This window comes from Desulfoscipio gibsoniae DSM 7213, from assembly GCF_000233715.2.
Lineage (GTDB): Bacteria > Bacillota > Desulfotomaculia > Desulfotomaculales > Desulfallaceae > Sporotomaculum > Sporotomaculum gibsoniae.
On record NC_021184.1, the window covers coordinates 2,811,931 to 2,837,471 of the forward strand.

At 45.7% G+C, this 25,541-nt stretch carries 32 protein-coding genes; 13 read left to right on the forward strand and 19 right to left on the reverse strand.

All coding sequences use genetic code 11. The annotated features are described in order from the left end of the window. Positions 1 to 54: 54 nt before the first annotated feature. From DESGI_RS13255 to DESGI_RS24595, 3 genes are all read right to left on the reverse strand, one after another. On the reverse strand, positions 55 to 402 hold the full coding sequence (locus DESGI_RS13255) for an HD-GYP domain-containing protein (protein ID WP_083939845.1): 348 nt from the start codon (positions 400 to 402) through the stop codon (positions 55 to 57). 395 nt (positions 403 to 797) lie between these two features. Then, positions 798 to 2,381 carry a methyl-accepting chemotaxis protein gene (locus DESGI_RS13260; RefSeq protein ID WP_006523644.1) on the reverse strand — a complete coding sequence of 528 codons (1,584 nt, stop codon included), beginning with the start codon at positions 2,379 to 2,381 and terminating at the stop codon, positions 798 to 800. After that, a complete protein-coding gene (locus DESGI_RS24595) occupies positions 2,382 to 2,519 on the reverse strand; it encodes a hypothetical protein (RefSeq protein ID WP_157872779.1) in 138 nt (45 codons plus the stop codon). It abuts the gene before it with no gap. A gap of 483 nt (positions 2,520 to 3,002) precedes the next feature. Here DESGI_RS24595 and DESGI_RS13265 point away from each other — a divergent pair, with 483 nt between their 5' ends. Then, entirely contained in the window at positions 3,003 to 3,557 is a 555-nt protein-coding gene (locus DESGI_RS13265) for an AAA family ATPase (protein ID WP_006523643.1), read from the forward strand. Positions 3,558 to 3,871: 314 nt separating this feature from the next. Beyond that, the gene (locus DESGI_RS13270) at positions 3,872 to 4,279 is read left to right on the forward strand and encodes a helix-turn-helix transcriptional regulator (RefSeq protein WP_157872780.1); all 408 of its coding nucleotides are present in this window, start codon (positions 3,872 to 3,874) and stop codon (positions 4,277 to 4,279) included. Between the two features lie 524 nt (positions 4,280 to 4,803). Here DESGI_RS13270 and DESGI_RS13280 read toward each other — a convergent pair. Next, a complete protein-coding gene (locus DESGI_RS13280) occupies positions 4,804 to 5,163 on the reverse strand; it encodes a ferric reductase-like transmembrane domain-containing protein (protein WP_006523640.1) in 360 nt (119 codons plus the stop codon). 240 nt (positions 5,164 to 5,403) lie between these two features. On the opposite strand from DESGI_RS13280, the gene DESGI_RS13285 reads away from it, so the two are divergent. Beyond that, the gene (locus tag DESGI_RS13285) at positions 5,404 to 5,880 is read left to right on the forward strand and encodes a hypothetical protein (RefSeq protein WP_006523639.1); all 477 of its coding nucleotides are present in this window, start codon (positions 5,404 to 5,406) and stop codon (positions 5,878 to 5,880) included. Beyond that, positions 5,877 to 6,407, forward strand: a complete 531-nt coding sequence (locus DESGI_RS13290; protein WP_006523638.1) for a permease — start codon at positions 5,877 to 5,879, stop codon at positions 6,405 to 6,407. The genes DESGI_RS13285 and DESGI_RS13290 overlap by 4 nt, the downstream gene beginning before the upstream one ends. On the opposite strand, the gene DESGI_RS24600 is transcribed toward DESGI_RS13290, so the two are convergent. Both DESGI_RS24600 and DESGI_RS26310 read right to left on the reverse strand, forming a co-directional pair. After that, positions 6,341 to 6,610, reverse strand: coding sequence for a hypothetical protein (locus DESGI_RS24600; protein ID WP_006523637.1), 270 nt, complete (start codon positions 6,608 to 6,610; stop codon positions 6,341 to 6,343). The genes DESGI_RS13290 and DESGI_RS24600 overlap by 67 nt on opposite strands. After that, positions 6,558 to 6,806, reverse strand: a complete 249-nt coding sequence (locus tag DESGI_RS26310) for an HD-GYP domain-containing protein (protein ID WP_337833204.1) — start codon at positions 6,804 to 6,806, stop codon at positions 6,558 to 6,560. Before DESGI_RS26310 ends, DESGI_RS24600 begins: the two co-directional genes overlap by 53 nt. Between DESGI_RS26310 and DESGI_RS13295 the strand changes: the two genes are divergently transcribed. Further along, positions 6,755 to 7,255, forward strand: a complete 501-nt coding sequence (locus tag DESGI_RS13295) for a GGDEF domain-containing protein (RefSeq protein ID WP_006523636.1) — start codon at positions 6,755 to 6,757, stop codon at positions 7,253 to 7,255. The two genes, DESGI_RS26310 and DESGI_RS13295, sit on opposite strands and share 52 nt — an antisense overlap. Here the strand turns inward: DESGI_RS13295 and asrC are convergent. The 4 genes from asrC to DESGI_RS24605 are packed head-to-tail and all read right to left on the reverse strand — an operon-like array spanning position 7,212 to position 10,191. Next, positions 7,212 to 8,201, reverse strand: coding sequence for a sulfite reductase subunit C (gene asrC, locus DESGI_RS13300; protein ID WP_006523635.1), 990 nt, complete (start codon positions 8,199 to 8,201; stop codon positions 7,212 to 7,214). The two genes, DESGI_RS13295 and asrC, sit on opposite strands and share 44 nt — an antisense overlap. 18 nt (positions 8,202 to 8,219) lie before the next feature. Further along, positions 8,220 to 9,002 carry an anaerobic sulfite reductase subunit AsrB gene (gene asrB / locus DESGI_RS13305; RefSeq protein WP_006523634.1) on the reverse strand — a complete coding sequence of 261 codons (783 nt, stop codon included), beginning with the start codon at positions 9,000 to 9,002 and terminating at the stop codon, positions 8,220 to 8,222. 2 nt (positions 9,003 to 9,004) lie between these two features. Continuing rightward, positions 9,005 to 10,018 (reverse strand): anaerobic sulfite reductase subunit AsrA, encoded by a 1,014-nt coding sequence (gene asrA / locus DESGI_RS13310; protein WP_006523633.1) that lies wholly within the window; start codon positions 10,016 to 10,018, stop codon positions 9,005 to 9,007. Then, positions 10,018 to 10,191: a hypothetical protein gene (locus tag DESGI_RS24605; RefSeq protein WP_157872781.1), complete on the reverse strand. Its 174-nt coding sequence runs from the start codon at positions 10,189 to 10,191 to the stop codon at positions 10,018 to 10,020. The genes asrA and DESGI_RS24605 overlap by 1 nt, the downstream gene beginning before the upstream one ends. Positions 10,192 to 10,770: 579 nt before the next feature. Here DESGI_RS24605 and DESGI_RS13315 point away from each other — a divergent pair. Beyond that, on the forward strand, positions 10,771 to 11,589 hold the full coding sequence (locus DESGI_RS13315) for a hypothetical protein (protein WP_157872782.1): 819 nt from the start codon (positions 10,771 to 10,773) through the stop codon (positions 11,587 to 11,589). Here DESGI_RS13315 and DESGI_RS26635 read toward each other — a convergent pair. Together DESGI_RS26635 and DESGI_RS25195 are read right to left on the reverse strand one after the other, a co-directional pair. Continuing rightward, the gene (locus DESGI_RS26635) at positions 11,586 to 11,675 is read right to left on the reverse strand and encodes a hypothetical protein (protein ID WP_435050867.1); all 90 of its coding nucleotides are present in this window, start codon (positions 11,673 to 11,675) and stop codon (positions 11,586 to 11,588) included. The two genes, DESGI_RS13315 and DESGI_RS26635, sit on opposite strands and share 4 nt — an antisense overlap. A 335-nt stretch (positions 11,676 to 12,010) precedes the next feature. Further along, positions 12,011 to 12,187: a hypothetical protein gene (locus tag DESGI_RS25195; protein WP_006523630.1), complete on the reverse strand. Its 177-nt coding sequence runs from the start codon at positions 12,185 to 12,187 to the stop codon at positions 12,011 to 12,013. Between the two features lie 477 nt (positions 12,188 to 12,664). Here DESGI_RS25195 and DESGI_RS13320 point away from each other — a divergent pair, with 477 nt between their 5' ends. From DESGI_RS13320 to DESGI_RS13350, 7 genes are all read left to right on the forward strand, one after another. Then, the gene (locus DESGI_RS13320; RefSeq protein WP_006523629.1) at positions 12,665 to 14,221 is read left to right on the forward strand and encodes a spore germination protein; all 1,557 of its coding nucleotides are present in this window, start codon (positions 12,665 to 12,667) and stop codon (positions 14,219 to 14,221) included. A gap of 12 nt (positions 14,222 to 14,233) precedes the next feature. Then, on the forward strand, positions 14,234 to 15,325 hold the full coding sequence (locus DESGI_RS13325) for a GerAB/ArcD/ProY family transporter (RefSeq protein ID WP_006523628.1): 1,092 nt from the start codon (positions 14,234 to 14,236) through the stop codon (positions 15,323 to 15,325). Next, positions 15,325 to 16,497, forward strand: a complete 1,173-nt coding sequence (locus DESGI_RS13330) for a Ger(x)C family spore germination protein (RefSeq protein WP_006523627.1) — start codon at positions 15,325 to 15,327, stop codon at positions 16,495 to 16,497. The genes DESGI_RS13325 and DESGI_RS13330 overlap by 1 nt, the downstream gene beginning before the upstream one ends. A 310-nt stretch (positions 16,498 to 16,807) precedes the next feature. Further along, positions 16,808 to 16,993 carry a hypothetical protein gene (locus DESGI_RS13335; RefSeq protein ID WP_006523626.1) on the forward strand — a complete coding sequence of 62 codons (186 nt, stop codon included), beginning with the start codon at positions 16,808 to 16,810 and terminating at the stop codon, positions 16,991 to 16,993. A 53-nt stretch (positions 16,994 to 17,046) separates the two neighbouring features. Then, positions 17,047 to 17,430, forward strand: a complete 384-nt coding sequence (locus DESGI_RS13340) for a PadR family transcriptional regulator (RefSeq protein WP_006523625.1) — start codon at positions 17,047 to 17,049, stop codon at positions 17,428 to 17,430. Continuing rightward, the gene (locus DESGI_RS13345) at positions 17,420 to 18,241 is read left to right on the forward strand and encodes an extracellular solute-binding protein (RefSeq protein ID WP_006523624.1); all 822 of its coding nucleotides are present in this window, start codon (positions 17,420 to 17,422) and stop codon (positions 18,239 to 18,241) included. The genes DESGI_RS13340 and DESGI_RS13345 overlap by 11 nt, the downstream gene beginning before the upstream one ends. Positions 18,242 to 18,350: 109 nt before the next feature. Beyond that, the gene (locus DESGI_RS13350; protein ID WP_006523623.1) at positions 18,351 to 19,319 is read left to right on the forward strand and encodes a sulfite exporter TauE/SafE family protein; all 969 of its coding nucleotides are present in this window, start codon (positions 18,351 to 18,353) and stop codon (positions 19,317 to 19,319) included. Positions 19,320 to 19,580: 261 nt separating this feature from the next. On the opposite strand, the gene ftsY is transcribed toward DESGI_RS13350, so the two are convergent. The 7 genes from ftsY to fabK all read right to left on the reverse strand — a co-directional run bounded on the left by ftsY (position 19,581) and on the right by fabK (position 25,528). Then, positions 19,581 to 20,522 carry a signal recognition particle-docking protein FtsY gene (gene ftsY, locus DESGI_RS13355; RefSeq protein ID WP_006523622.1) on the reverse strand — a complete coding sequence of 314 codons (942 nt, stop codon included), beginning with the start codon at positions 20,520 to 20,522 and terminating at the stop codon, positions 19,581 to 19,583. A 63-nt stretch (positions 20,523 to 20,585) separates the two neighbouring features. Continuing rightward, entirely contained in the window at positions 20,586 to 21,326 is a 741-nt protein-coding gene (gene rnc / locus DESGI_RS13360; protein ID WP_006523621.1) for a ribonuclease III, read from the reverse strand. A 1-nt stretch (position 21,327) separates the two neighbouring features. Beyond that, on the reverse strand, positions 21,328 to 22,581 hold the full coding sequence (gene fabF, locus DESGI_RS13365; protein ID WP_006523620.1) for a beta-ketoacyl-ACP synthase II: 1,254 nt from the start codon (positions 22,579 to 22,581) through the stop codon (positions 21,328 to 21,330). Between the two features lie 92 nt (positions 22,582 to 22,673). Then, positions 22,674 to 22,907: an acyl carrier protein gene (gene acpP, locus DESGI_RS13370; protein WP_006523619.1), complete on the reverse strand. Its 234-nt coding sequence runs from the start codon at positions 22,905 to 22,907 to the stop codon at positions 22,674 to 22,676. A 51-nt stretch (positions 22,908 to 22,958) separates the two neighbouring features. Then, positions 22,959 to 23,702, reverse strand: a complete 744-nt coding sequence (gene fabG, locus DESGI_RS13375; protein WP_006523618.1) for a 3-oxoacyl-ACP reductase FabG — start codon at positions 23,700 to 23,702, stop codon at positions 22,959 to 22,961. After that, positions 23,703 to 24,641, reverse strand: a complete 939-nt coding sequence (gene fabD / locus DESGI_RS13380; protein WP_006523617.1) for an ACP S-malonyltransferase — start codon at positions 24,639 to 24,641, stop codon at positions 23,703 to 23,705. It abuts the gene before it with no gap. Beyond that, positions 24,641 to 25,528, reverse strand: a complete 888-nt coding sequence (gene fabK / locus DESGI_RS13385; RefSeq protein WP_006523616.1) for an enoyl-[acyl-carrier-protein] reductase FabK — start codon at positions 25,526 to 25,528, stop codon at positions 24,641 to 24,643. The genes fabD and fabK overlap by 1 nt, the downstream gene beginning before the upstream one ends. Positions 25,529 to 25,541 lie beyond the last annotated feature (13 nt).

The following is a 25,541-nucleotide window of genomic DNA, read 5'->3' on the forward strand; positions in this document are numbered from 1 at the left end:
TTTTTCACCTTGAGGTCCCTCCTTTCTTAAGAACTGCTTCATTGCATACTCCCTTTAAAGAATTTTAATAAATAGCCTAGCCAGGTGGGGATCAAATTGGATACCTGACTCTCTTTCAATTTCCGTTAGCGCTACGTTGGACGTTCTGGCCGAACGGTAAGTTCGGTAGCTGGTCATAGCGTCATAAGCATCTGCTATGGCTATAATCCTTGCCTCCAAAGGTATCTCTTCCCCCGCCAGGCCACCCGGATAGCCCAAACCGTCGTAGCGCTCGTGGTGGTGTAGAATAATAGGCGCTAATTTTTCAAAAGGCTTAATCTGCCCCACCACATCCATTCCTAATCCTATTTTCTTTGAGCGGCAGACAATCCACCAGCAAATTATAGTTCCATCCGTCATCATCCGTATTATTGTCACCACAATTTGTGATTTTTTTCACTTAAATGAACGTGGATAAGCCTTTTAAAACCTGATTATTTTCAGATTATATTCCTCGGTTACTCTTTACAAATGTCATTAAAAGCGCAACGAAACAATGTCCGATGACTGGCGTAAACAAATTCAATATGAGTGCTACGTTGCTCTCCGCATGATAATCTATATTATATTTTAACCTCTGATTAGCGGACAACGGCATGGATGTCTAACATGAAACAAATTTCACAAATTAATAATATTAAACAATACTTCACTTATATTATCAAGTAAAAAATAACCAATTCAGCGTTAAATCATATTATTCTACAGGCTTATTTCTATAGCGCAATGATTATGCGCCAAATTCCTGGCCGCCCGGATTAAACCTTGAATCTACCCACCAGGGCATTTAGCTCATCCGATAACCTGGCCATAGACTCAGCTGAAGCCGACAATTCCTCCATAGCTGCGGTTTGTTCTTCCGTTGAGGACGCTACGTTTTGCACCCCTGAGGACATCTGTTCCGTAGCCGCCGCCACTTCCTGGATTTGCGATGAAAGTCCCTGCACCGCGTCAATGATTCCCTTAAAGTTATCACCAACTTCACCGACAACCCGGGTACCCGCATCAACATTTTGACTGTCCCGGGCCATAATATCCACCGCCTTTTGGGACTCAGACTGCATGGTGTTAACTAAAACTACTATTTTCTTGGCCGCGTCGGCTGATTGTTCCGCCAGCTTCCTTACTTCCTCGGCCACCACAGCAAACCCCCGCCCGTGTTCCCCGGCCCGGGCCGCCTCAATGGCAGCGTTAAGTGCCAAAAGGTTGGTTTGGTCGGCAATACTGGTAATCAGCTCCACTATCTGGTTAATCTCGCGGGATTTGTCACTCAAGCCTTCAATAGCGGCGGCTACTCCGGCAGCGGAATCCGCAATGTTTTTCATCTGCCCGTTAACTTTAGCGATAGCCCTATTGCCTTCATTGGCCTGGTGATTTGCGTCATTCGAAACAGCCGATATATTTTGCACATGGCTATTTATCTGTTCCACCGTAGTAGAAATTTCATTCATAGCCGCAGAAGTTTCATTGGCGGAGGCTGCGGTTTGCTGAGAAATTGAGTTTAGCTGCTGGGCTGATTCCGCCACATGGTTGGACCTGTCCAATATATTGAGCACTACTTCCCTCATTTGTTTAATCATTAAATTAAAGGCGCCGGCTAGTTTACCGACTTCGTCTTTGGATCTTACTGCAATATCGGCGGTTAAATCCCCACCCGCAGTAATATTTACTGCCTTAATCAAACCAGCTACCGGGCCGGTAATACTGCGCGTAAAAAAAACAGCCATCAATAAAGTTAGCAGCAGCACTACCCCGCTCATTAGTAATACCATCAGCCGGGTATCAATGTAAACTTGCACTGCCTCCTCATAACGCATTTGATTGCGCCCCTCCTGGTAATTAACCAGCTCAGCCATAGCATCTTTAACCTCAGCCATGGCCGGCCCGGAGCTATAGGCCAATACCGCTATGGCTTCTTCGGTCCGGTTGGCCATCCCCAGTTCGATCACTTGATTATTGGCCGATTGGGCATTATTCAATTGACTATCTACTTTGTCTAGCAGCGCCCGGCCTTGCTCGGTTTGATCAAGCTCCTTAATCTTATTAAATGACTCCTTATATTGAGCCCGCGCGGTTTCAATTTGCGTGTAGGCGCTTTGTCTGGCAGCCGGGTCATCGTTTAGCAGTATCTCCCGCATGCCAAGATTAACAGTGGATATACTGTGCAGCATATCATTGGCCAGCATGATACGGGCATTGTTAACGTTTACAATACGCTCCAGTTTGTCCTCGATACTTTTCATTTGTGACAAGCCATTATTCACCATAATCACCATAAGCAGCAGAATTATACCAAACCCAAGCCCCAGCCGCACTCCGATGTTTAAATTAGTCAACTTCATTTACGCAGCCCCCTCAGCATCATTATTTTGTTTGGAGGTAATAGTATTATCTGTTAATGTTTTGCCTGTCCGACTGGTGAACACTTCCAGGGGAATAATCGGTTTGCCAGTGTCAGGCAATAAAACATCCATCTTCATTTTATATACTTTCTACGGGTCAATTCCTGTTATTTTGATTACTTAATCAACCGGCAGAGCCACTTGTCCAAAATGCAGGTATGTATTACTAATAACATCCACTTATAATTGTATTAGATTATGTGTCACTACATTTGTCAATAGTAAAATATAAAAAATATCGAACGAGGAAATAGAATGCTTAAAATTTGGTCTGGCGGGCAAGAATGTACATCATTTTGTACTATGTCAAAAAAATCTAATGGTTTTAAAGAATACACAGTTATAACTGCATAAATAATAAGGTAAATATCATTAAAAGTATAATCCAAAAAGACTATATTAAATTGACCCCGAATAAAATCAGTTGAACTAATGAGAATATATATAAAGCAAAATACCTAAAACGCGGGTCTATCTTTAATAACCTTTCATTACTTTCAATTATTGAGGTAGCTATCATATTTAGCTATACTTAGTGGTTCATTTGTTGGAGGAGATTTCGTGAAAATAGGACTTTGCGGTGCCCAAGGTACAGGCAAAACAACTCTGTCAAAAGCTTTGGCAACAGAACTGGGGCTACCGCTTATCGAAGAGCAGGCGCGGGTGGCAGCAAAGTATTTCGGTATAACCAGACCTTCACGTGATATTAAAGATAGGCCGGAATTAGGTTTAGCGTTTGAGGTTCATTGTCTCATTCTTCAATTGCAGTCTGAGGATCGGTATAAACAGGGGTTTGTGAGTGACCGGACTGTTATAGATATCGCGGTTTACTGGAGTAAGTGGCTTGCCCACACAACACCTGCAGCCATAAATCGGTTTATCTATGAGTTATGCAAGCGCCGAGCTAAAAAATACGACATGGTGCTGTATGTGTCTCCGGAAATACCCTTGGAGAATGACGAGTTTCGGAATGCAAATCCGGAATATCAGAAAGAATTGGACTTTTGGGTACGTGCTATGCTGAAGGTATGTAAGCCGCCGGTAATATTTAAAGTAACAGGAACATTGGAAGAACGGATGAATCAAATCCTTTCGCTGCTAAAGGGTAACCGATAAAATCCTATTAAATCAAACTAATTAAAATGGCAATTTTTGGAGAAGGCTATGAAATACTGCAAAAAATTAGCATACCCTAAAAAAATAGGGCTTATCATAATAACGTCTTAACACATCTAAATTCTTTTCCAAGGCTCATTTCAGGCTAACTTTACCTATGTGCATCATGCACCTAATGTAGTTGCAGATATAATAGCATTTTTCCTTAACAATACAATATTTAATTACCGGCTCACTTACTTTAATTATTGCCAAATTGTTAAGCCTGTGATAACATTCTATATAGGCAATATGCATATATGGGGGTTTTAACTTTGTGCCAGGATCTTGGTAACCAGCATAAAGGCAGCTGCCGCTGCGCAGGTATGCAAATGGGGCGGTTTATGCAGACATGCCTGCTATTACTGCTGCACCGCCAGACCAACCACGGTTATGAACTAATGCAACAGCTGGAGGAGTTTGGCTTCGCTAGTAGTGAAATTGACCCCGGAACCATCTACCGTCATCTGCGCAAATTGGAAGAAGAAGGGCAAGTGCGTTCGCGGTGGGAAACGGAGCAGGGCGGCCCGGCCAAAAGGCTGTATGAAATCACCGCCGAAGGGGAGGAAATTCTGCATGCCTGGGCGGTCACCATCAATTTTAACCGGCAGCGTCTGGAAAAATTCTTGGAACAGTATCAAAGCCAGTTCCAGGAACCAATGAACAGGAAAGGCGCGCCCTAAAATCAGTTCCCCGGCGCGCGCTTTTAAAAATATGCTACCCTTGCTCTTGCCCTAAACATGGCCAGCATGCACTTTCCTATTAAATTAAAATAATTTGAAAGGAGAATGGAAACATGTGTCATGGGCATCAACGTCAATATAGCCATTGTCATGGAGGCCCGCAGCCAATTAACGCCTGTTACCAAGTCCCGCACCGGCACATGAACCAATGCCACGGGGGCTCACAGCATCAACCGGTCCAGCGTGAAGGCTGCTGCTGCAGCTCCAACGGGTTTAAACGCCGGTTTTTCGGTAAAGAGGAACAAACAGCCAAGCTGGAAAAATACCTGAAGGATTTAAAACTGGAAACCAAGGCAGTGGAGGAAAAATCAAGGAGCTTAAAGGAGGGGCTTAAGCCTCTCCTTTTCCCAGTTAATTAATCAATCTTTTGAAATATATGGTAGAAATTAAAGTTAATACGGAAAATAAGTAAATTTACCGAGGATAAAACGTCATTATAATGAATGAAATCAGGTTACCGAACGCTAAATGTGGTACAGCACTAACAGGACCAGCAATCCCACCAACCAGCAATGGGTGCGTTTAAATGGTTTTTGCCGAAACGCAGACAATGCCAACATAGATATGGCCAATAGTACCATCCAGGCAAATATCCCGCTAATAATCTCATTCTGAAAATTCAACCGGGCTCCCCACCCTCGTCTTCCGTTTAAAGCCCCAAAGCCATGCAGGGTTAATACAGCCAGGCAGGCCAGGGCCAGGTGGTGGTGATAGCGAGCCCCCAAAGTCAACCCTTTTCGCCAAAGTTTTAGACGGCGCAATAAAAAAGGCATCAAAGTGCTTACTAGCAAGGTAAAACCAAGCCAGCCCAGAAATTCTATCATGTATGTTCCTCCGAGCTCCTGGATAACAACTTCTAAGATAAGGGACACACCTCCTACGGAGGAATGTCCCCAACGAATGGGTTAAAACCCCACCTGAATTAAGAGTTGTTTATTAACCAGACAATTATTTAACAAAACATTATTCGAATTTGTTAACAAAAATTCCTTCTTACCCCAGTGGAAAAGAACTTTACCACAACACCATGATTAACGCATTTTTATTGAAATGGGGTTACCGACATGTTTAATGCCGTACTTTTTATTCTGGCGGCGGTGGCTTTAATTGTTTCCTGGCGCAAAGACCGGGAAAAAACCGGCAAAGCCCTGCAAATCGCCAAAAAGCAACTTTTGAATCTATTACCCAGCATGCTGGGGATTATCGGACTCATCGGCTTGATGCTGGCCCTGGTGCCCCGGGAGGTTATCGCCGGCTTTTTAGGCAACGACAGCCCGCTGGGCATCTTTATAATTTCTATTATCGGCTCTATTACTTTAATTCCGGCGTTTATCGGCTTTCCCCTGGGCGCCTCATTAATTGATGCGGGGGCCAGCGTAACGGCGGTGGCCTGTTTTTTAACTACCGTGCTGATGGTGGGCGTGGTTACAGCGCCAATGGAAATAGAGCTTTTCGGCAAGCGGTTTACCATTTGGCGTAACCTATTGGGCCTGGTAATGGCGCTGGTAATAGGCATCATCATGGGGGTGGTATTGCAATGAAAAACCAGTGGAAAAAGTATCTGTTATTCCTGCTCGTGGTTATTGCCGACGGCTTGCTGTGGTATTACTACCCGGACCGGGGTGTGTCGGCCATCACCAGCGCCGCGGATTACCTGATCGAGATGCTTTTATTTATCCCGCCCATTTTAGTTCTGGTGGGGCTGCTGGATGTCTGGGTGCCGCGTAAAATCGTGGAAAAGCACGTTGGTCCCGATTCCGGAATAAGAGGTGTTGTTATCTCCATCCTGGTGGCCACGGCGGCGGCCGGGCCCCTGTACGCCGGGTTTCCTGTGGCTTACGCTTTGCTCAAAAAAGGCTGCCGAATGACCAATGCGGTTATTTTCCTGGGCACCTGGGCCACTATTAAAATACCCATGCTAATGATGGAAATTAAATTTATGGGTCTCTCTTTCGCTTTACTTCGCCTGGCCCTGACCCTGCCCGCTATTATCTTAACGGGTTACTTGCTGGAAAAATTGCTGGCCGGGCAACCGCAAGCCGATGTGCCCCCGGCGGAACATGTGTAAACCGTAATTTCTCGCATGGCCGAGGGCACACTTGCCAAATCCCTGGCTATGGCGGTCATGCGAGGGTACACATTGGCGGTTAAAATATATTTTTCGGCTACCACGTACGGCACAATGGCGCTTTCATCGGTATTAACGCCGCCCATAGCATCACCCAGCCGCTCCAGCACTCCGATAACCAGGAAGTAGTTCCAGGAGTACATCTACATATTTACCGTCTAAATGAGAACTTTTTACCATACCGTGCATGGTATCAATAAGCTCACTTTGATCCATACCTTTTCGGTATGGTCGGTCTGCAGCCAAAGCAGCATATACATCGGCTACAGCAATGAGTCTGGCCTCCGGTGGAAGTTGATCACCTGAGGTACCTAAATAATAACCATTGCCATCTAGAATCGTTCGGGGTTATCATAATGGATGTTAATGCACTGAAATATGTAAATGATAATTTTGGCCATGAAGCAGGGGATAAATTACTTGTTAAGGCTGCGAAAACAATAAGTAATAGTGTTAGACAGACGGATTATGTTTTTAGATTTGGGGGAGACGAATTTCTCGTTTTGTTACCTGAAGTAGATCATGATGATCTGGAAGTAATTAAACTAAGAATACAGGAACAAAACCATGTCCCTTCCAAGGAACAGCCTATAAGTGTGCATTTAAGTATCGGTACTTGCTCAACCTCAGAATTCGGTAAAGCACAGGATGTACTATCCTGTGCCGACAAGAAAATGTATGAGGATAAGCGAAAGTTCTATGAAAACGAAGGGAAAAACTTACTAAGAAATGATCAGTCTGATACTATTCAAAAAGGGCATGGTTCCTGTTGTAAAAATAACCGTTAAAGTCCATAAATTCAGCTAACTGTGCAGTTTTTGTCAGGTCTACGCCATTTAATACTTCATCCTTAAAAACGTTATACCCGGTTCTGTCCACGATATAGCCCACGTGCTCCTTTGGTAAACTGCGATCGATGTGCTTTTCAATGTATTTATACATGTTCCTGATTACACTGAGTACAACATCCTCATCCACCCACTGTATAAAAGTGCGTGCCAGTCGCGGGTTCTTTTTTCCAGTACGTCCCATGATTACCAGCCGGTACAAGTTTTTCCCCCTGGTCCAGGCGGCATTAGGACAGGTAAGCACGCATTCTCCGCAGCCAAGGCATTGCTTTTCATCCCTTTCCACGCGGTAATTGACCATTTTCAGTGCCCCGGAGGAACGCTTGCGGCAATTTTCCACGCAGGCCCCGCAGGAAATACACCGGTTTGGATCATAAACCGGCTCAACCATGCCCAGAATCCCTATATCCTGCATATGGGCCTTAATACAGTCATTTGGACACCCCGATGCGGCAATCTTCACATGAAAATTGTTCGGGTAAATAGTGCGTTCAATTTTATAGGCCAGGTCTGTGGTGTCATAATTAGCATAGGGACAGACCCGGCTGCCGACACAGGCTGAAACGTTCCTGGTCCCTGCGGCCGGATATCCTGCGTCGGTGTTTTCAATAAAAACGCCAGTTTCTTGTTCCAATCCCCTGATTATCGGCTCTATCAGTTTATTTACTTCATCCATTTTCACCATGGATATGCCGGGTACCTCGAAACCCTGACGGGTTGTTATATGCACGGTTCCGTTACCGAATTTTTGGGCCACTTCCTTGATGATATCTAAATATTTAACGTCAAGATGACCGCCGGGGACCCTGATTCTAAGGGCGGTTATGCCTCTGTCCCGGGTAACACGATAGGCGTTCTTGATTATTTTTTTAGTGTTAACAGTCATATCATTATTCCTCCCCGGTTAATCAATCAAACCTTTGGCCCGTGTATAATTAAATACGGGCCCTTCCAGGCATACGTAGGTATCGTCTATTTTACAGTGGCCGCATTTTCCAATGCCGCAGCACATTTTTCTCTCAAAGGATACGGTAATGTTTTTTTCCGGTACGCCCAGGCCGAGAAATTCTTGCACTGTGAATTTCATCATCAAAGGAGGGCCAACTACTATTACTTCCACCTCATCCGGTTTTGCCAACTGCAATGACTTAACATACTGTGTTATCAACCCAACATTACCATGCCAATTGTCGTCTCCCCGGTCAACTGTTAAAATTACATTGAAATCTTGCTCCCACATTTTTAATTGGTCTGGGAAAAGCACATCCGCAGGACTTTTAAACCCGGCCAATAAGGTCAAACCACCATATTCCCGGCTGCGGTTCAACATGCTTTTTACCGGTGCCAACCCCGTGCCCCCCGCGGCCACAACCACTTCCTTGCCCCGGTATTTATCCATTAAAAACCCGTTGCCATAGGGGCCCCGTACAAAGATAACATCCCCTACTTTAAGCTGGTGCAGCACATTGGTTACCTTGCCCACCCGGCGGATGGTCATTTCGAACCAACCCTCGCCAAAATCGCTCACGGATATGGGGCATTCGCCCACTTTAGGCAGGGAAACTTCTACGAACTGGCCGCTGGTTGGTTTTATTTCGCTTTCCATGATGAAGGTATAGTCGACGGCCGTTTGTGGTTTGACACTGATAATTTTGGCACTTTGCGGCAAATACGGGTTAACAGTCAATGCTATTCACCTCCTGGGGAGCTTGACTTAAGCTTATTAACGCATTTAACAATGGAGATATACTCCGGGCAGATATCATCGCACCGGCCACAGCCAACACACATATGGTAGCCGAAACGCTTATGAAAATCATAAAACTTATGCATCACCTTAAACCGCATTCGGTCACCCTGGTTATTTCTGAAAGCATGCCCTCCGGCCATATCAGTAAACCCATCAACCATACAGGAGGCCCATACCCGGCGCCGCTCGCCGGAATTGTCATTATCGCGATAAAAGATATCCTGCATAGTAAAGCAACTGCATGTTGGGCAGACAAAATTGCACCGGCCGCATCCGGTACAGCGCAGTGTATATTCTTGCCACAGAGGGTTGTTGAGTATGTCGTTATCAATATCCATGTTTTGCGGCAGTTGTATTGTGATATTGTTCTTTTCCACAAAACGCGGGGTTATTTCCATGCTATCATTAAAACCATTGAAATAGGCATCAAATTCGGGGTCCTTTATCTGGCAGGCAACAAAGCCTTCGGCAGGTCTTAGCAGCAATGAATAATCATCTGTTGCGTTTGTTCCCATAGCTACGCAAAAACAGTTGTCAAAACCTGCCCCACATTCCATCAGGATGAACTTAACTTTTTCCCGCCGCTGCTGATAATAATTATCCTTATAGGGGCCGTTGTTGATAAAAATTTCATCCAGTCGTTTGAAAGCGTTAATATCACATGGACGTACAAAGATTAATATTTTATTAGTTTGTATGGCCGGCTGTTTGAACTCCTCTTCGGTAAAGTAAAATAGTGTTTCCACCGGCTTAAAAAGAGCTTCCTTGGCTGAATAAACAGTTTTTTGATTATACACAACTTGTTCAAATTTACTGATTTCAGCATATCCCACCAGGTCTGTACCTGCATAGGGGCCTTTCCCTTTCATATTTACCGGCGCAAAAACCCGGTATACCCGGCGCAATTCTCGCAAAATGGCATTAAAATCTTCTATCTGTATTTTATAACCCATTAGCCCGCCTCCCTGTGCCTTGTAGTTAATGATGCCGACCATAGCCGGTAACTGCGTAATGCTTTGGCCCCTTCATAACCACCAACCAGGAAAATATGTTTGATTTTACCGGTTTTAACGGCATCCACAACCTTATCTGCTATGGCAGCCAGTTCCCCCAGCAGTCTGTTCACACTGATAACAAAACATATTTCTTGTTCCTCCTTTTATGTATGTTTACACTATATATTTGTTAGATATAATTTACCTTATATGTTAGCTGTTAAATATGAGATAGCTCACATATTGTTTAGCGATTTGTCACAGATTACTTTAATCACATTAGATAACCTCTTTTATACGGCCACAAAAGCGATGGCACCTCCGGGCGGGCACAGTGTAATAATCCCTCGACGGTATATTTTTACGAAGTATTGTAATGCCCCAGTGATTACTCTTGTCGTTAAAGATCGTTCAAAGACTGGTGTTAGATGCGCTATTTCTCGGACGCACGGACTGACCCCATTTAGGACATTCCGGTAGGCCGGTGGGGCCCAACTCATCTTTCAGGCACCATCATTTAATTCAAGCCAAAAACTTTAAATGTTAATTTGCTAAAAATTATGATATTTTTAACATTATATATTACCGTTCGGCATTTATATTAAGCAATACAAGCACCTTTTGTTTCCATTACTAAAACCAAACAATATAATTACAGTATCATATAGTAAGGAAACATCATAAAGAGCATTATTGATGAGTTGTTTGAAATGTTTAAGCACAGATTACATAATTACACCAAAAACGTTCCCTTTTTGAATGTAGCCAAGTATTTTTGGCGCTGTCGCTGGAAAGAGGGAAAAAATGTCTCACATTGTGGGCGGCGACGTTTTATAACCTCCTTCCAGTTAAAATACTTCATAACAACAGCAGTGGAAAGAGAATATGGGTTTACTGTATTTTTATCTTTAGAAAAATATACAAAGGGGGAATTGTTTATGACTGAAAAACTCGAACATTTTGCAGGTTTTTTGCCATATGTACAACAAATGATGGGTGTTGAGTGCACATTTGGCATTTCAGATCGAGAAAAATATATTGCCTATTTGCCTGGCAAAGAATTAGTACTCCCGTTAAAGGTTGGCGATCCAATTAAAGCCGGCTCCATGGCGGACAAGGTTATAACTGGAGGTCTACAAGCATCTAATCTTGTTGGAAAGGAAGTTTTTGGTATCCCTTATATGGGTATAGGGATACCAATAAAAGATGACAATGGTAAGGTAATCGGTTCGCTAGTAGGGGGAATGCCTGTTACTGTTGAAGAAGATGTTAACCTTTTGATCGCAAGAATGACCGATGATTTGAAAGCTTTTCAATCCTTAATAATTAATATTGTTGCTACTATTCAAGAATATGCTGAAACTGTCAATAATCTATGTAATAGTGCAGAATTGCTCAAATCAAAAATGAATGCTGTTAATCCAATCTTTGAAGTAATTAAAGACGTCCATCTAGAGAGCAGGGTCTTGGTGTTAATGTTGTTGCGGAAGAAAATAGAAGACATGCTACCAAGTCAAAAGTATCGTTAAGCTAAAAACACGTCAGCACTGCCGGAAAGGCTGGATATAGAGCGACTGCCATGCTTAGTCACCGGAATACCTGCAGCGGCAGCCACCAGGGCTAATGCGGTGGATATCTTTGAAGGTGCTCAATCCTCCGCCTGTACCGCAAGTATCCATGAGCTCGTCACTAACCCTTGGAGAATTACTCCTTCAATTATCACACATAGCCCGGACAATAAGAAGATTCATATCCTCATAACAACCATCAATATAGCAGTTATTAATAAACCTCCCCTTGTACTCATAACCAAGCCAAGACAGGTCATGCTTCCCGTTATTATCTAAAAAATAAGTTTAATGTTCCCGGCATTGCATAGTAAAAAAACCGGAACCTGCGTATAGGAGAAATAAGCCGCACCTTTTGGAGTTGCGGCTTATTTTGGTTTAATTAGCTCGGATCCACCTCATCGTAGGAAAGAGTTGTCACGCGGGTGTAGTCGCCCTTGGCTTTGTCCTTTTTGCCGGCATCTTTCTCAAGAAAATTGTCGTCCCCGGCTGCCACTGTCGGTTCTTGGTGACCCTTAATGCCCGTGGCATCTTTTCCCCGTATATTTGTCCTGTCCATAGTACCACCTTTTTGTAGTTTTCTTTATTATGCACCATTACCTGGCCTTTTATGGTGCGGATGTGCATTTACAAATCAAACAATCTCAGCCTTGTAAAATTAACGCTCATTAGGTTTCCCGTCGACTCTTTAGTTAATATTTCATGCGGCGCCAATGCTAAATGTTAGTATGTAGCAGAAATGGAAGTTGAATATTTTAGTTATTCTTGGCATATCACCATAAAAATTTGGAACACCTTATTTATGTAATATTCTTGACCGCGGGGGAAACTATTTATTGTAAGCGGTGTGAAAATGAGTGTTTCAAAAGTTTTTGGATACATTTTTTGAATAGACACCTATTTTCCTGAAAAATTTACTTCACAAAAAAACTGTTGCTTGATACTTAATAATGCTCAATGCTTACATACTAAAATCTTGAACTTATTTTTCAAGGTGAAATTTAAATAAATAAGCCAAAAAAAAGGTGAGGTTGCTATGAAAAAATCACAAGCGCTAAAAAATTCATTTTCTTTGGTTTTAAATTTAAAAGAAAACTTAGCCATGATCCTGGCGATAACAGGCACCCCACCTGATTTGAACATTAGAACCATAAAATCTAACCTTGGATTAAAAGGCCCGGAGGCAGCACTGTTGTTTATGACTAGCCTGGTTGATACAGAGCAACTGGGGGTTTTTGTTATTAATCCCCTAGTCAAGGCTTTTCAGGAAAGGAATTTATCAGGTAACAACGGGGAAGAGTTGCTTAAAAACCTGGGTCATAGCATTATTACATCACCAACGGTTAAAGAGGAGAAATCAATTAATAATATCGTAAAGATGCTTCTCCAGGGTGATTCGATATTGCTTTTGGATAATTGCGATACTGCGCTGGTAATGGAATTGAGGGCCGTTGAGGCAAGGAATGTTGAAGAGCCAACGCTTGAGACGGTAATCCGCGGTCCCAAAGAGGGTTTTACCGAACGCCTGCAAACCAGCGTTGCGTTACTAAGAAGGAAAATTACGCATCCCGGGTTATGCCTAGAGGAAATGAGCATAGGCAGGTTCTCCCAGACACGGGTGATGGTGGTGTATATTAAAGAAATTGCAGATCGGGGCCTGGTAGATGAAGTAAAAAAAAGGATGTCCCGCATAGACATTGACGGCATTATGGATTCCGGCTACATAGAGCAATTAATCGAGGATGCTCCCTATTCCATATTCCCTACCATAGGCAATACCGAAAAGCCCGACGTAGTTGCAGCAAGGCTTTTGGAAGGGCGGGTCGCTGTATTGGTGGACGGCTCTCCGGTTGCCCTTACCATGCCCCGTACATTTTTTGAAGCCATACAAACACCTGAAGACTACTATTCAAGGTCCTACAACTACAGTTTAGTAAGAATCATCAGACTTATATTTCTAATCAGTTCTCTCGCTTTGCCTGGTTTATATGTAGCTGCCGTCAATCACCACCCCGAGATGATTCCCAGAACATTGGTCATTACCATCTCCGCAGCCCGTGAGGGGGTTCCTTTTCCGCTTTTATTGGAAGTACTGCTATTTGGTTTAATCTTTGAAGGTTTGCGGGAGGCAGGAGTTCGCCTTCCTCGTCCCGTAGGCCAGGCTGTTACCATTGTGGGAGCGTTGATCATTGGCACGGCTGCGGTTGACGCCGGCTTAGTCAGTTCAAGCACCGTAATTGTAACTGCTTTTATAGGCATTGCCGGGTTTATTACCCCCGGTCTGTATGAAATTTTTATCATTACACGCCTTTTACTGCTTTTTTTGGCAGGCTTTCTCGGCTTTTTGGGAGTGACTCTGGGTTTGCTGATTTTATTTACACACATGTGTTCGTTACGATCATTTGGAACACCTTACATATCGCCTGTCTCTCCCTTGAATGTAAAAGAACTGAAGGATGTCTATATACGTGCCCCCCTCTGGATGCTTAATACCAGGCCGCAATTCATAACTACTGATAACCGCATGCGGATGAGTAAGGACCAGATACCGTTACCCCCGGACCGGGATTTTAAAGACAAAGACAATAAGTGAGGCGAATAGCCAATGTTGGAAGGCGGAAAAATTTCTGGACGACAGGCTGTTTACCTGATCGTAGTTACAATCTTTCCCACAACAATTCTTTTTTTGCCATATCTTGTTTATGCCGAGGCCCGTCAGGATGCCTGGCTGTCTATTCTCCTAATTACGGTTTTTGGCGTAATGATTGGGGACATAATCGGACGTTTAGGGCGAAGGTTTCCCGAACAGACCATCATTGAATTTAGCCGTACTCTTTTAGGCCCGGTTACAGGATTTTTAGTGGGTTTGCTTTTTGCCGCAACCTTTATTTATATCAACTCCATAATCGTCCGCCAATTCGGGGAGTTATTGATTACCAACTTTATCCCGGAGACTCCTGTGGCAGTAACCTTATGTGCCATTGTTCTTACGACTGTATATATTGTAAGGCACGGGTTGGAGGTTCTGAGCCGGGTAAATGATATGATTCTGCCATTATTATTTATTATGATATTTATAATCCTAGGGCTGGTGGTACCGTTTATAAAGACAGAAAATTTAATGCCCGTTTTGGAAAATGGCATCGTTCCAGTGATACGGGGCGCTGTCCCGGCAGGGGTGTTTTTTACCGAAACATTCATCATGCTTATGCTTGTTCCATATCTATCCAAACCTGCGGAAGCCCGGCGTATAATTACTCGGAGCATTGTAACGGTGGGATTTATGCAGCTTATTATGGTTCTTGCCGCCATAACCTGTTTTGGCGCCCAAACAGCCTATATACTATTTCCAGCACTTGAAATGGCGCGCACCATACGCCTGGAATTTTTCTTGACCAATGTTGATCCTGTAATCCTACTAGTTTGGATTCTGGGCGGAACCATGAAAATTTCTATATTCCTTTACTGCTCCACCCTGGCCATCGCCCAATTGCTGAGGTTGCGGGAATACGGGTGGGCGGCAGTGGTTACCGGTATTATAACAATAATTATAGCCATAGTTCCGTATGAAGATTCATTTTCACTGGCCGACCATATTCGAAACGTTGGTCCACTGCTCATTCTCCCTATTCAGGCGGGTATACCTTTATTACTTCTTGTTATTGCTGTTATTACTGGGAAAGGAACGCAAAAATAATGACAATAAATCTGCTTCTACCGTTATTGACCCTGCTGTTATTGGTTTGTCCCATTGCAGGGTGCTGGAGCAACTATGAACTGGAGGACCGGGCCCTGGTCTCAGGAGTGGGAATTGATCTTGGCCAAAATGGTCACCTGCTGGTGACAACTCAAATTATCATCCCCATGTTTACCCATACCAGGGGTGGTGCAACAGGCGGTGCTGTTAAGGAGCCGGCGGTGGAGGTTTTTTCCGCCGAGGCAAGAACTGTAGCTGAAGCCGTGAACAAGATTTCCAAACTCTGCGGACGCGAGTTGTTTTTCCCCCATCTTGATATTTTAATTGTTGGTGAAGAATTGGCCCGGGCCGGAGTTGAACCGGTTGTGGACTGGGTTAACAGGGACCGTGAATTGCGTTTACAAACATGGTTTGCCGTGGTGAACGGAACAGCGGCCGAAGCACTTAAGGTTAAGAAGGTAGGCCTGGAAAGTATCACGATTGCTTATGTCAGCCGCATCCTGGAAGCAAGTATGCGGGAGAACACCCGGGCGTTACCGGTGCGTTTCTTAGACTATTTTGCATCCTTAACAGAAAACGTGGATCCGGTTGTCTCCAGGATAGAAATCAGTGAAACGGGCGGGGATAAAATGGTATTTGCCTCGGGTGGCTCTGTTTTCAGGGATTTTCATCTGGTAGGCTGGCTTACGGAAACTGAGACCAGGGGATACTTATGGATTACAGACCAGTTTCGGAGGGGAATTATTTCAGTACCACTACCAGGTAACGGTTATATATCCGTCGAGTTAAGGGGAAATAAAGTTAAGCGAAAGGTGGAGTTTCGGGGTGGGAATCCTGTGATGGTAGTTGATATAGCGGTAAAAACCAATCTTGATCAAGTGGATGACCCTCTATTGACACTGGAAAACCCGGAAGACCTGGATGCCTTGGAAGTTCCGGTTGAGGAAAAAATTGCCATGGAGGTTCAGGCAAGCGTAGAAAAGGCCAGGGTATTGGAAGCGGACATTTTTGGGTTCGGTCAGCTAATCAGGCGGCAGTACCCAAAACAATGGGCGGATATTAAAGATGACTGGGACTTGATTTTCCCTACTGTGCCGGTTGAAACAGAGGTAAAGGTCACCATGAGGAGAACTGAACAAATTAGCTCACCGGCCCGACCCGGGAGTTATTAAGCAGTCAGGCGTTTAATGCTGTTGCGGCCTTCACTTATCAATGAGTAAAACTTTTCCGCCACTTCCCATGCCCTTTGGGGACGACATCTTCCAGTATGGTCACCGGGAGATGCATTTAGCTCTCGCGAGCATTCTTTATTTTTCTTTTGGATTTAATTTAATTAATTAAATTCAGTTGGCCGCTAATTAAATATTGTATTACTCAGGTTAAAATGCTATTATATCTTAAACAATATTAGGTGCATAATGCACATAGGTATAAATTAACCTGAAATGCCTATAAAATTTATTGGCCTTTGGAGGAATAGCAATGGAAAAGATGATTACCCAGCTTAATCAAAAACGTTCCGCTGTTAATTTACCCAACATCAAGAATATTCTTGACTGTAAACCCGGACTCCGGCTAAGCAGTTTTAATCTAACGCCCGGGCGGATAATAGTTATTTTTAATCCTGACTGTATTGATGCGGATATGATATTTGAAACCGTACTCTAAAAAGGCTATGATATTGACTATTTTTACAAAGTTGCTTGAACGGGGAGGTAAAAATGGCCGCGGAAAAAACTGAAAATGGTGCGAGTGTTTCTCTGGACAGAATGATCCAGCCTATGTTGCTTTTGCTTATTTTAAAAAAGCCGACCCACGGTTATGAACTTATCCAAAGCTTTAACGCTTTGCACGAAGGTGAAATTGTAGAACCGGGCACTATTTACCGGAACCTCCGGCGCATGGAAAAGGACGAATTTGTTGTATCGAGCTGGGAAGCTGCCGAGTCGGGGCCGGCCCGGAGGAAATATACCATTACCGGTAAGGGGTTGAAAGCTTTGCAAGAAGCGGTGCTAAAACTGGAACAACAGAAGAGACAAATTGAGGATTATTTGTCAGAATATAACAATTTGGTGACAAAGGGAGGGTACTCTGATGAAAACTGACCCTAACGCGCTAAAAATACTGCATGCCGGCGCGCTGAGAAAGCCCATCAAAGAGTGCATCCATATCCTTTGGGAAAGATACCCCGATCTAAAGGTGGAACTGGATTACGCCGGTTCCCGGGCCTGCGCCAAAGCAGTGGCGGAAGGCAAAATTGTGGATGTAATTGCACTGGCGGATTACCAGGTGTTTAACGATTTTTTGATACCCCGGTTTGTTGACATGTCCTTTGTTTTTGCCACCGATCAAATGGTGTTGGCCTTTGATGAATTTTCTACAGGCAGCAACCAAATCAACGGCCAAAACTGGATGGATGTACTGCTGGGCAATCCAACCATAAAGTACGCGCGTTCCGATCACCGTCTTGACCCTTGCGGTTACCGCACTTTAATACTGTGGCAGTTGGCAGAAGAATATTACCGTAGGCCTGGTTTATATCAATTATTGGAAAATGGTTGGAGTAATTTGTATCCTAAATCCCTCGATCTGGCCGTGGCTCTGATGGAGGGTAAAATTGACTATGGTTTTGAGTACCTTTCCGTGGCCAAACAAATGGATTTTCTATATATACAGTTTCCGCCCGAGATTAATCTTAGCGACCCCCGTTTTGCAGATCATTACGCCCGGGCCAAAGTATCCATTGAGGGTAATTACCCCGGCCTGGAAACAGTAATCACGGGTGCTCCCATTGAATTCTCCGTGGCTATACCCAAAAACTCCAATCAAAAGGAATTGGCTCAAGAGTTTATTGATATTCTTACAGGGCCACGAGGAGAAGAAATATTGGAAACAAATGGGTTAATTCCATGTTAACAGGGTTTCACCGGCAAATTTAACACCAAACGAAGGAAGATATTATTTCCATAGAATAAAAAATGGCAGCTGCCATTTTGTTAAAATTAATAGAAAGAGGTGCATATAATTGTTTTTCCCCGTTTCCGGTGTGGAAATTAATCCGCTGATCCCCCCGCTGGTGGCTTTTATTGTCTCGTCAATAACCGCCTCCGCCGGAGTGTCCGGCGCATTTTTACTGTTGCCTTTTCAGGTAAGTGTGCTGCATTACACCAGCCCTTCGGTCAGCCCAACCAATTTGATTTATAATATAGTGGCTATTCCAGGTGGTTTATACAGGTTTATTAAAGAGGGGCGAATGGCCTGGCCGCTGACCTGGGTAGTATCTATCGGTACTTTACCGGGAGTTTTCTTGGGTTCATGGGTGAGGATAGAGTATCTGCCCGATCCCCGTTCGTTTAAATTATTCATGGGCGGCGTATTGCTGTATCTGGGAATCAAAATAATCACCGAGTTTACCGGCGGCTCTAAAAAACAAAAGGCGCAAAATAAAGCGCTAGAGCAAAAGTTTAAAGAACGGGTAGCTAAGATTAAGGCAGAAAGCAACCAAAAAATAGCAGCCGGGCTGCCGGCTGACGCTGTGGTGAAAACCAAAAGCTTTTCTATGACTAAGATTGAATATGAATTCTGGGGAGAGACTTACTCTTTCAGCACCGTGACCATTTTCACGCTGGCACTGGCGGTGGGATTAATCGGTGGCATCTACGGTATTGGCGGTGGCGCTATCATTGCTCCATTTTGTGTTTCTATTCTGGGTCTGCCCGTTTACACCGTAGCCGGGGCGGCTCTGGCAGGGACGTTCCTTACCTCCATAGCGGGAGTGATATTTTACTCCATTTTAGCAATGACCGCCGTGGGCGCGTCCGCCAATGTGGCACCCGACTGGGCGCTGGGTGCGCTGTTCGGGGTCGGCGGCCTGCTCGGGACATACTGCGGCGCGTATATTCAAAAATATTTAAAAGAGAACATTGTCAAGGTAATCATGGCAGCCTTAATTTTGTTCCTCGCACTGCAGTACATTGTTCAGTTCTTCCTTTAAAGATGCCAGCATGTATAGATGCCTGCATGCTGGTTGGACGTATTTATGGTAATAATTTTTTTTTAATCGTCATAAAAAAAAGATAACCTCCTAAATTTATATATTAATCCTCTATAAGCCTTTCGATTATCTGCGGTTAAACAATTATAAGATTAAGATTATGACAACTAATGGAATAATCTCCATCTAAGATGGAGATTATTCTACGCCCAATTATTCAATCGCTAGAAAATAATTGATGCTCTAGTTCTTTCATTAAAATTAACCTACCTGCTCCACAGCTTTGTTTTCCCTTTCGAACAGTGCATCGGCAAATTCCCGGGCATCAAAGGGACGCAAATCGTCTATGCCCTCGCCGACACCAATCATCTTGATAGGTATATCCAAACCCTGTTTAATGGCAATTACCACACCGCCCTTAGCAGTGCCGTCCAATTTGGTCAGGGCTACCCCGGTCACCCCCACGGCCTCTTTAAAAAGGCTGGCCTGGCTGATGGCATTTTGCCCTGTGGTGGCATCCAGCACCAGCAGCACCTCATGAGGGGCATTCGGCATTTCCCGGCCCAGCACCCGGTGCACCTTCTTCAATTCCTCCATCAGGTTACTTTTGGTGTGCAGCCGGCCCGCAGTATCTACGATAAGCACATCAATTTTCCTGGCCCGGGCAGCCTGCAGCGAATCAAAGGCTACCGCGGCGGGATCGGAGCCCTCGGAGTGCTTAATTACAGCCACCCCCACCCGGTTGCCCCATATTTCCAGCTGGTCTATGGCTGCCGCCCGGAAGGTATCCGCAGCGCTAAGCAATACACTTTTACCGTTTTCCTTGTAATAGTGAGCCAATTTGCCTATGGTAGTGGTCTTGCCCACGCCGTTGACACCCACCACCATAATTACCGCCGGCTGTTCGCCATCTATATTTAATGATGTTGTTTCCTCGCCTAAAATTCCCTGGATAAGCTCCTTTAATACAGCCCGTAATTCCTCCGGTTCACCAATCCGGCGTTTTTTAACTTCGCCGCGTAGATTTTCCACCAGCTCCAGCGCTGCATCAATACCTACGTCAGCCTGGATCAGTGCTTCTTCCAGCTCTTCGTATAATTCTTCATCGATTACCTTGCGACCAGTGACTATAGAATCAATTTTTTCGACAAAATTTTTTCTAGTTTTACTCAGGCTATCCTTTAACTTATTAAAAAAACCCATAATATATAAACCTCCCGGTTTAATCGCTATGCGCACTGCTCTGCAATAAGCGCAAAAACCGCGCTATGCATTACTTATTAGGCTATTGCTTTTCATTGCGTTATTTCGCTTGTGCTTCTCCAGCGCCATTTTAGCCGCTTGCTGTTCCGCTTCCTTTTTAGTCCGGCCACGCCCCCAGCCCAGTCTTTTATCCCGGTATTCCACAGCCGCCGTAAATATTTTATCATGATCGGGGCCTTCTTCATCAATAATAAAATAGTGGATGGGATCGGCGCTTTTACGCTGCAATATTTCCTGCAAATCAGTCTTATAATCCCGTACTGTTTGACCTGACTTTACCTCTTCAATAATATCGGCCAACTGCTGCAGCACCACCCGGCGGGCCTCTTCCAACCCCGCATCCAGGTAAACAGAACCCAGCAAAGCTTCAAAGGCATCAGCCAGCAACGAAGGTCTTTCCCGCCCGCCGGAGCGCTCTTCACCCCGCCCCATGAACAGATAACGGCCCAATTCCAGGCGGCGGGCCACCGTGGCCAGAGAAGGCTCGCATACCGTTAGGGCACGCATTTTGGTAAGTTCGCCTTCTGTCTTGTGGGGGAAGCTGCGGTAATAATAGTCACTGATAATCAACTCAAGGACAGCATCACCCAAGAATTCCAATCTTTCATTGTTATGCTCTTCCCGGCCACGGTTTTCATATGTAAAGGAGCTGTGCACAAGCGCCAGGCGCAGCAGTTCCGGGTTGCGCCAAACGAAGTGCACTTTTTTCTGCAAATCATCAATTATATTGGCTAACTGCTCCATGTTAAATATTCCTTTCCGCAGTAAACCTTTCTATAACCAGTGTGGCGTTATGCCCACCAAAACCAAAGGAATTGGTTAATGTTACTGCTACATCGGCCCGGCGGGCATTATTGGGCACGTAGTCCAGATCACATTCCGGATCAGGGTTGGTCAAGTTAATGGTTGGAGGAATCAATCCCTTTTTGATAACCAGCGCACATACCACCGCTTCCAGACCACCGGCAGCCCCCAGCAAGTGCCCGGTCATGGACTTGGTTGAACTGATTATCAGTTGCCCGGCATGTTCGCCAAAAACTTCTTTGATGGCCAGGGTTTCCAACTTATCCCCCAGCAATGTGGAGGTGCCATGGGCGTTAATATAATCCACTTGATCAGGTTTAATGCCGGCATCCTCCAGGGCCATGCGCATGGACAGCACTGCGCCCGCGCCCTCGGGATCAGGAGCAGTGATATGATAAGCATCGCAGGAAGCGCCATACCCCGTGATCTCAGCCAGTATATCGGCACCCCGGGCCAAAGCATGCTCCATTTCCTCTAAAACCAATATTACCGCACCTTCGGCAATTACAAAGCCATTACGGCCTATATCAAAGGGACGACTGGCCCCGGCAGGGTCATCATTACGGGTGGAAAGGGCTTTCATGGAACAAAAACCTGCTACGGCCAGCGGTGTAATGGGTGCCTCGGTGCCCCCACTAAGCATTATATCAGCCTGCCCGCGCTGGATCACTTTAAAAGCATCCCCGAGGGCGTTGGCACTGGAAGCGCAGGCGCTGGTGGTGGTAACGTTACAGCCGCGCAGCCCGTAATTAATGGCCACCCGACCGGAAGCCATGTTGGAGATCATCATAGGTATAAATAGCGGACTCACCCGGCCCGGACCGCGGTCCATCAGCACCCGGTGTTGTTCCTCCAAAGTTTCGATACCGCCCACACCGGAACCCAAAATAACCCCTGCACGGGCGCGGTTGATTCTATTCATATCCAGCCCGGCGTTTTCTACGGCCATGGTAGTCGCCGCCACGGCAAAGTGGGTAAAGCGATCCATCCGGCGGGCCTCTTTGCGGTCAATAAAGTCCGTGGGGTTAAAATTTTTCACTTCAGCCGCAATTTTACTGCTATATCCTGTTGTGTCAAACCGGGTAATTGGTCCTACACCGCTAATACCGCCGGTAAGATTACCCCAGAAATCATCCAGGTTATTTCCCACCGGGGTAACCGCCCCGATACCGGTAATTACTACTCTTTTAAACAATACAAAACCTCCCGGAGGTCAAAATTAAAATGATTAGATATATTATATGATTCAAAAAAGCCCACCGGTGAACCGGCGGGGCTTTTTACTTTTTATTGATGATCCTTGATGTATTGCACAGCTTCTCCCACTTTGCGGATCTTTTCTGCATCTTCATCGGGAATCTGCAGCTCGAATGTTTCTTCTAAAGCCATGACCAGTTCCACAATATCCAAAGAGTCCGCCCCCAGGTCATCCACAAATGAAGCTTCAAGCTTTACATCTTCAGGTTCTACACCCAGTTGTTCAATTATTATTTCCTTTACCTTTTCAAATATGTCCGCCACAATTTCACCCCCTCTCGAGACACGAATAAGGTAAACAATTAAAAACTTATTTTACAAAATCATGCCACCATCCACCACAATAACCTGCCCGGTTATATAAGCAGCTCCATCCCCTGCCAAAAAGGCTACCGCGGCGGCTACATCTTCCGGAGAACCCAGTCGCCCCATGGGGACGCTGCTTAAAAGCTGGGCCTTATTATCCTCCGTCAGGCCGGCGGTCATATCCGTGTCAATATATCCAGGAGCCACGGAATTAACCGTAATATTGCGGGAACCAATCTCCCTGGCCAGGGATTTGGTAAAACCAATCAAGCCCGCCTTGGCCGCAGCGTAATTGCTCTGCCCGGGGTTGCCGGTCAGTGCCACCACCGAGCTAATATTGATTATGCGACCCCAGCGTGCTTTTAGCATGGGGCGCAATATCGCCTTGGCACAATGGTAGGCTCCCTTTAAATTGGTATTGATCACCGCATCCCAATCCTGCTCCTGCAAGCGGGGCAATAGATTGTCACGGGTAATACCAGCGTTATTGACCAGTATATCAATGCGCCCAAATTTTTGCAGCACCTGCTGCATCATGGCATTGACCTGTTCATGATCGGCCACATCAGCCTGGATTACCAGCGCTTCAACACCAAGCTCACGTACCAGAGCGGCAGTTTCTTCAGCCGCGCCGGCATTACCGGCGTAATTCACCACCACATTGGCACCCCGCCCGGCCAAAGCCACAGCCGCAGCACGTCCAATGCCCCTGGAGGATCCGGTAACCACGGCTACTTTTCCGCCAAGCTCCATTTATACCGCCTCCTTCAGCCGGGCAATAATTTGTTCCGGTTCTCCCTCACCGTTGAAATTAATAAATTGGCTCTGCTTATTTATCTTTTTCAGTAAACCGGTAAGTACCTGCCCCGGCCCCACTTCCACAAACATATTATATCCATCGGCTATGAGCCGGCGTATGCTTTGTTCCCACATTACCGGACCGGATACCTGCCGGATCAGTGCATCTCGCACCTGCTGCGCAGTGGTAACATAATCAGCGTTAATGTTAGCCACCACCGGTATCGCCGGATCCGTGATCTCCACCCGGGCAAGTTCAGCCACCAACCTTTCACCGGCAGGTGTCATCATACTGCTGTGGAAAGGAGCACTGACCTGCAATAATATACAGCGACGTGCGCCCATGCTTTTGAATATTTCCTGCGCTTTTTTCAGCGCCTGGTTTTCACCGGCAACAACCACCTGCCCAGGGCAGTTGAAATTGGCCGCCTCCACTGTACCGGCTTGGGCAGCCAGGCGACAGCCTTCCTCTACTTGCTCGGGTGTAAGTCCCAGCACAGCCATCATGCCACCATGGCCCAGGGGAACCGCCTCCTGCATAAACTGCCCGCGCATCCGCACAAGCCGCACCGCATCGCCGAAATCTATGGCTCCCGCCGCTACCAGTGCGGAATATTCGCCCAAGCTGTGCCCTGCAGCTGCCGCTGGCCGGATACCTGCCTTTTTAATAAGCTCATGCATAGCTATACTAGCGGTTAAAATAGCAGGCTGCGCATTAATAGTTTTTTGCAATTCATCCGCCGGACCCTCAAAAATCAATTCAGTCAGGGCAAAACCCAATGCACGGTCGGCTGTTTCAAATATTTCCCGCACAAAGTCATATTTATCAAATAAAGATTTGCCCATACCTACATATTGCGATCCCTGACCTGGAAAAATATATGCCAGCAACATTAATTCACCACCTTGCTGCAAATATTACGAATAATATTTTCTGCATCGTTTAGTACATTATTAATAATATCCCTGGTCGGCTCCACCTGCCGCACCATGGCAGCGACCTGCCCGGCCATAACCGAACCCATATCTGTATCGCCATCCACCATGGCCTGTTTTAGACGCCCAGCACCCAGCTTTTCAAATTCCTCAGCAGGGGCACAGCACTCTTCAAGCTCGATAAACTTTTTAGCCAGCTTGTTTTTCAACACCCTGACAGGGTGGCCGGTGGGCCGTCCTGTGACAATGGTATCCCGGTCCCGGGCCTTAATAACCACTTCCTTGACCCGTTCATGGACAGTGCACTCCCGGGCACAAATAAAGCGGGTACCCATTTGCACGCCCTCAGCCCCCAACATTAAAGCCGCGGCCATTCCCCGGCCATCGCAAATACCTCCGGCCGCAATCACTGGTACATCCACGGCATCCACAACCTGGGGCACCAGGGCCATGGTAGTCAGTTCCCCCACATGCCCGCCGGATTCCATCCCCTCGGCAATTAATGCATCAACGCCAGAACGAGCAAGCCTTTTAGCCAGGGCTACCGCGGATACCACGGGGACTACTTTGATTCCGGCATTGTGTAATAAATTTAAGTATTTGCCCGGATTACCCGCTCCGGTGGTAATCACCGCAACCCTTTCCTCAACCAATAGCTGGATAATTTCTTCGGCGTGGGGTGAAAGCAGCATTACATTAACCCCGAAAGGCTTACCAGTTAGCTCCTTAACCTTATGCACTTGATCCCGCACCCACTGGGGCGGAGCCTGGCCTGATCCAATAATACCCAGCCCGCCGGCCTCGCTTACTGCGGCAACCAGCTCGGCGCTGGAAACCCAGGCCATACCTCCCTGCAGA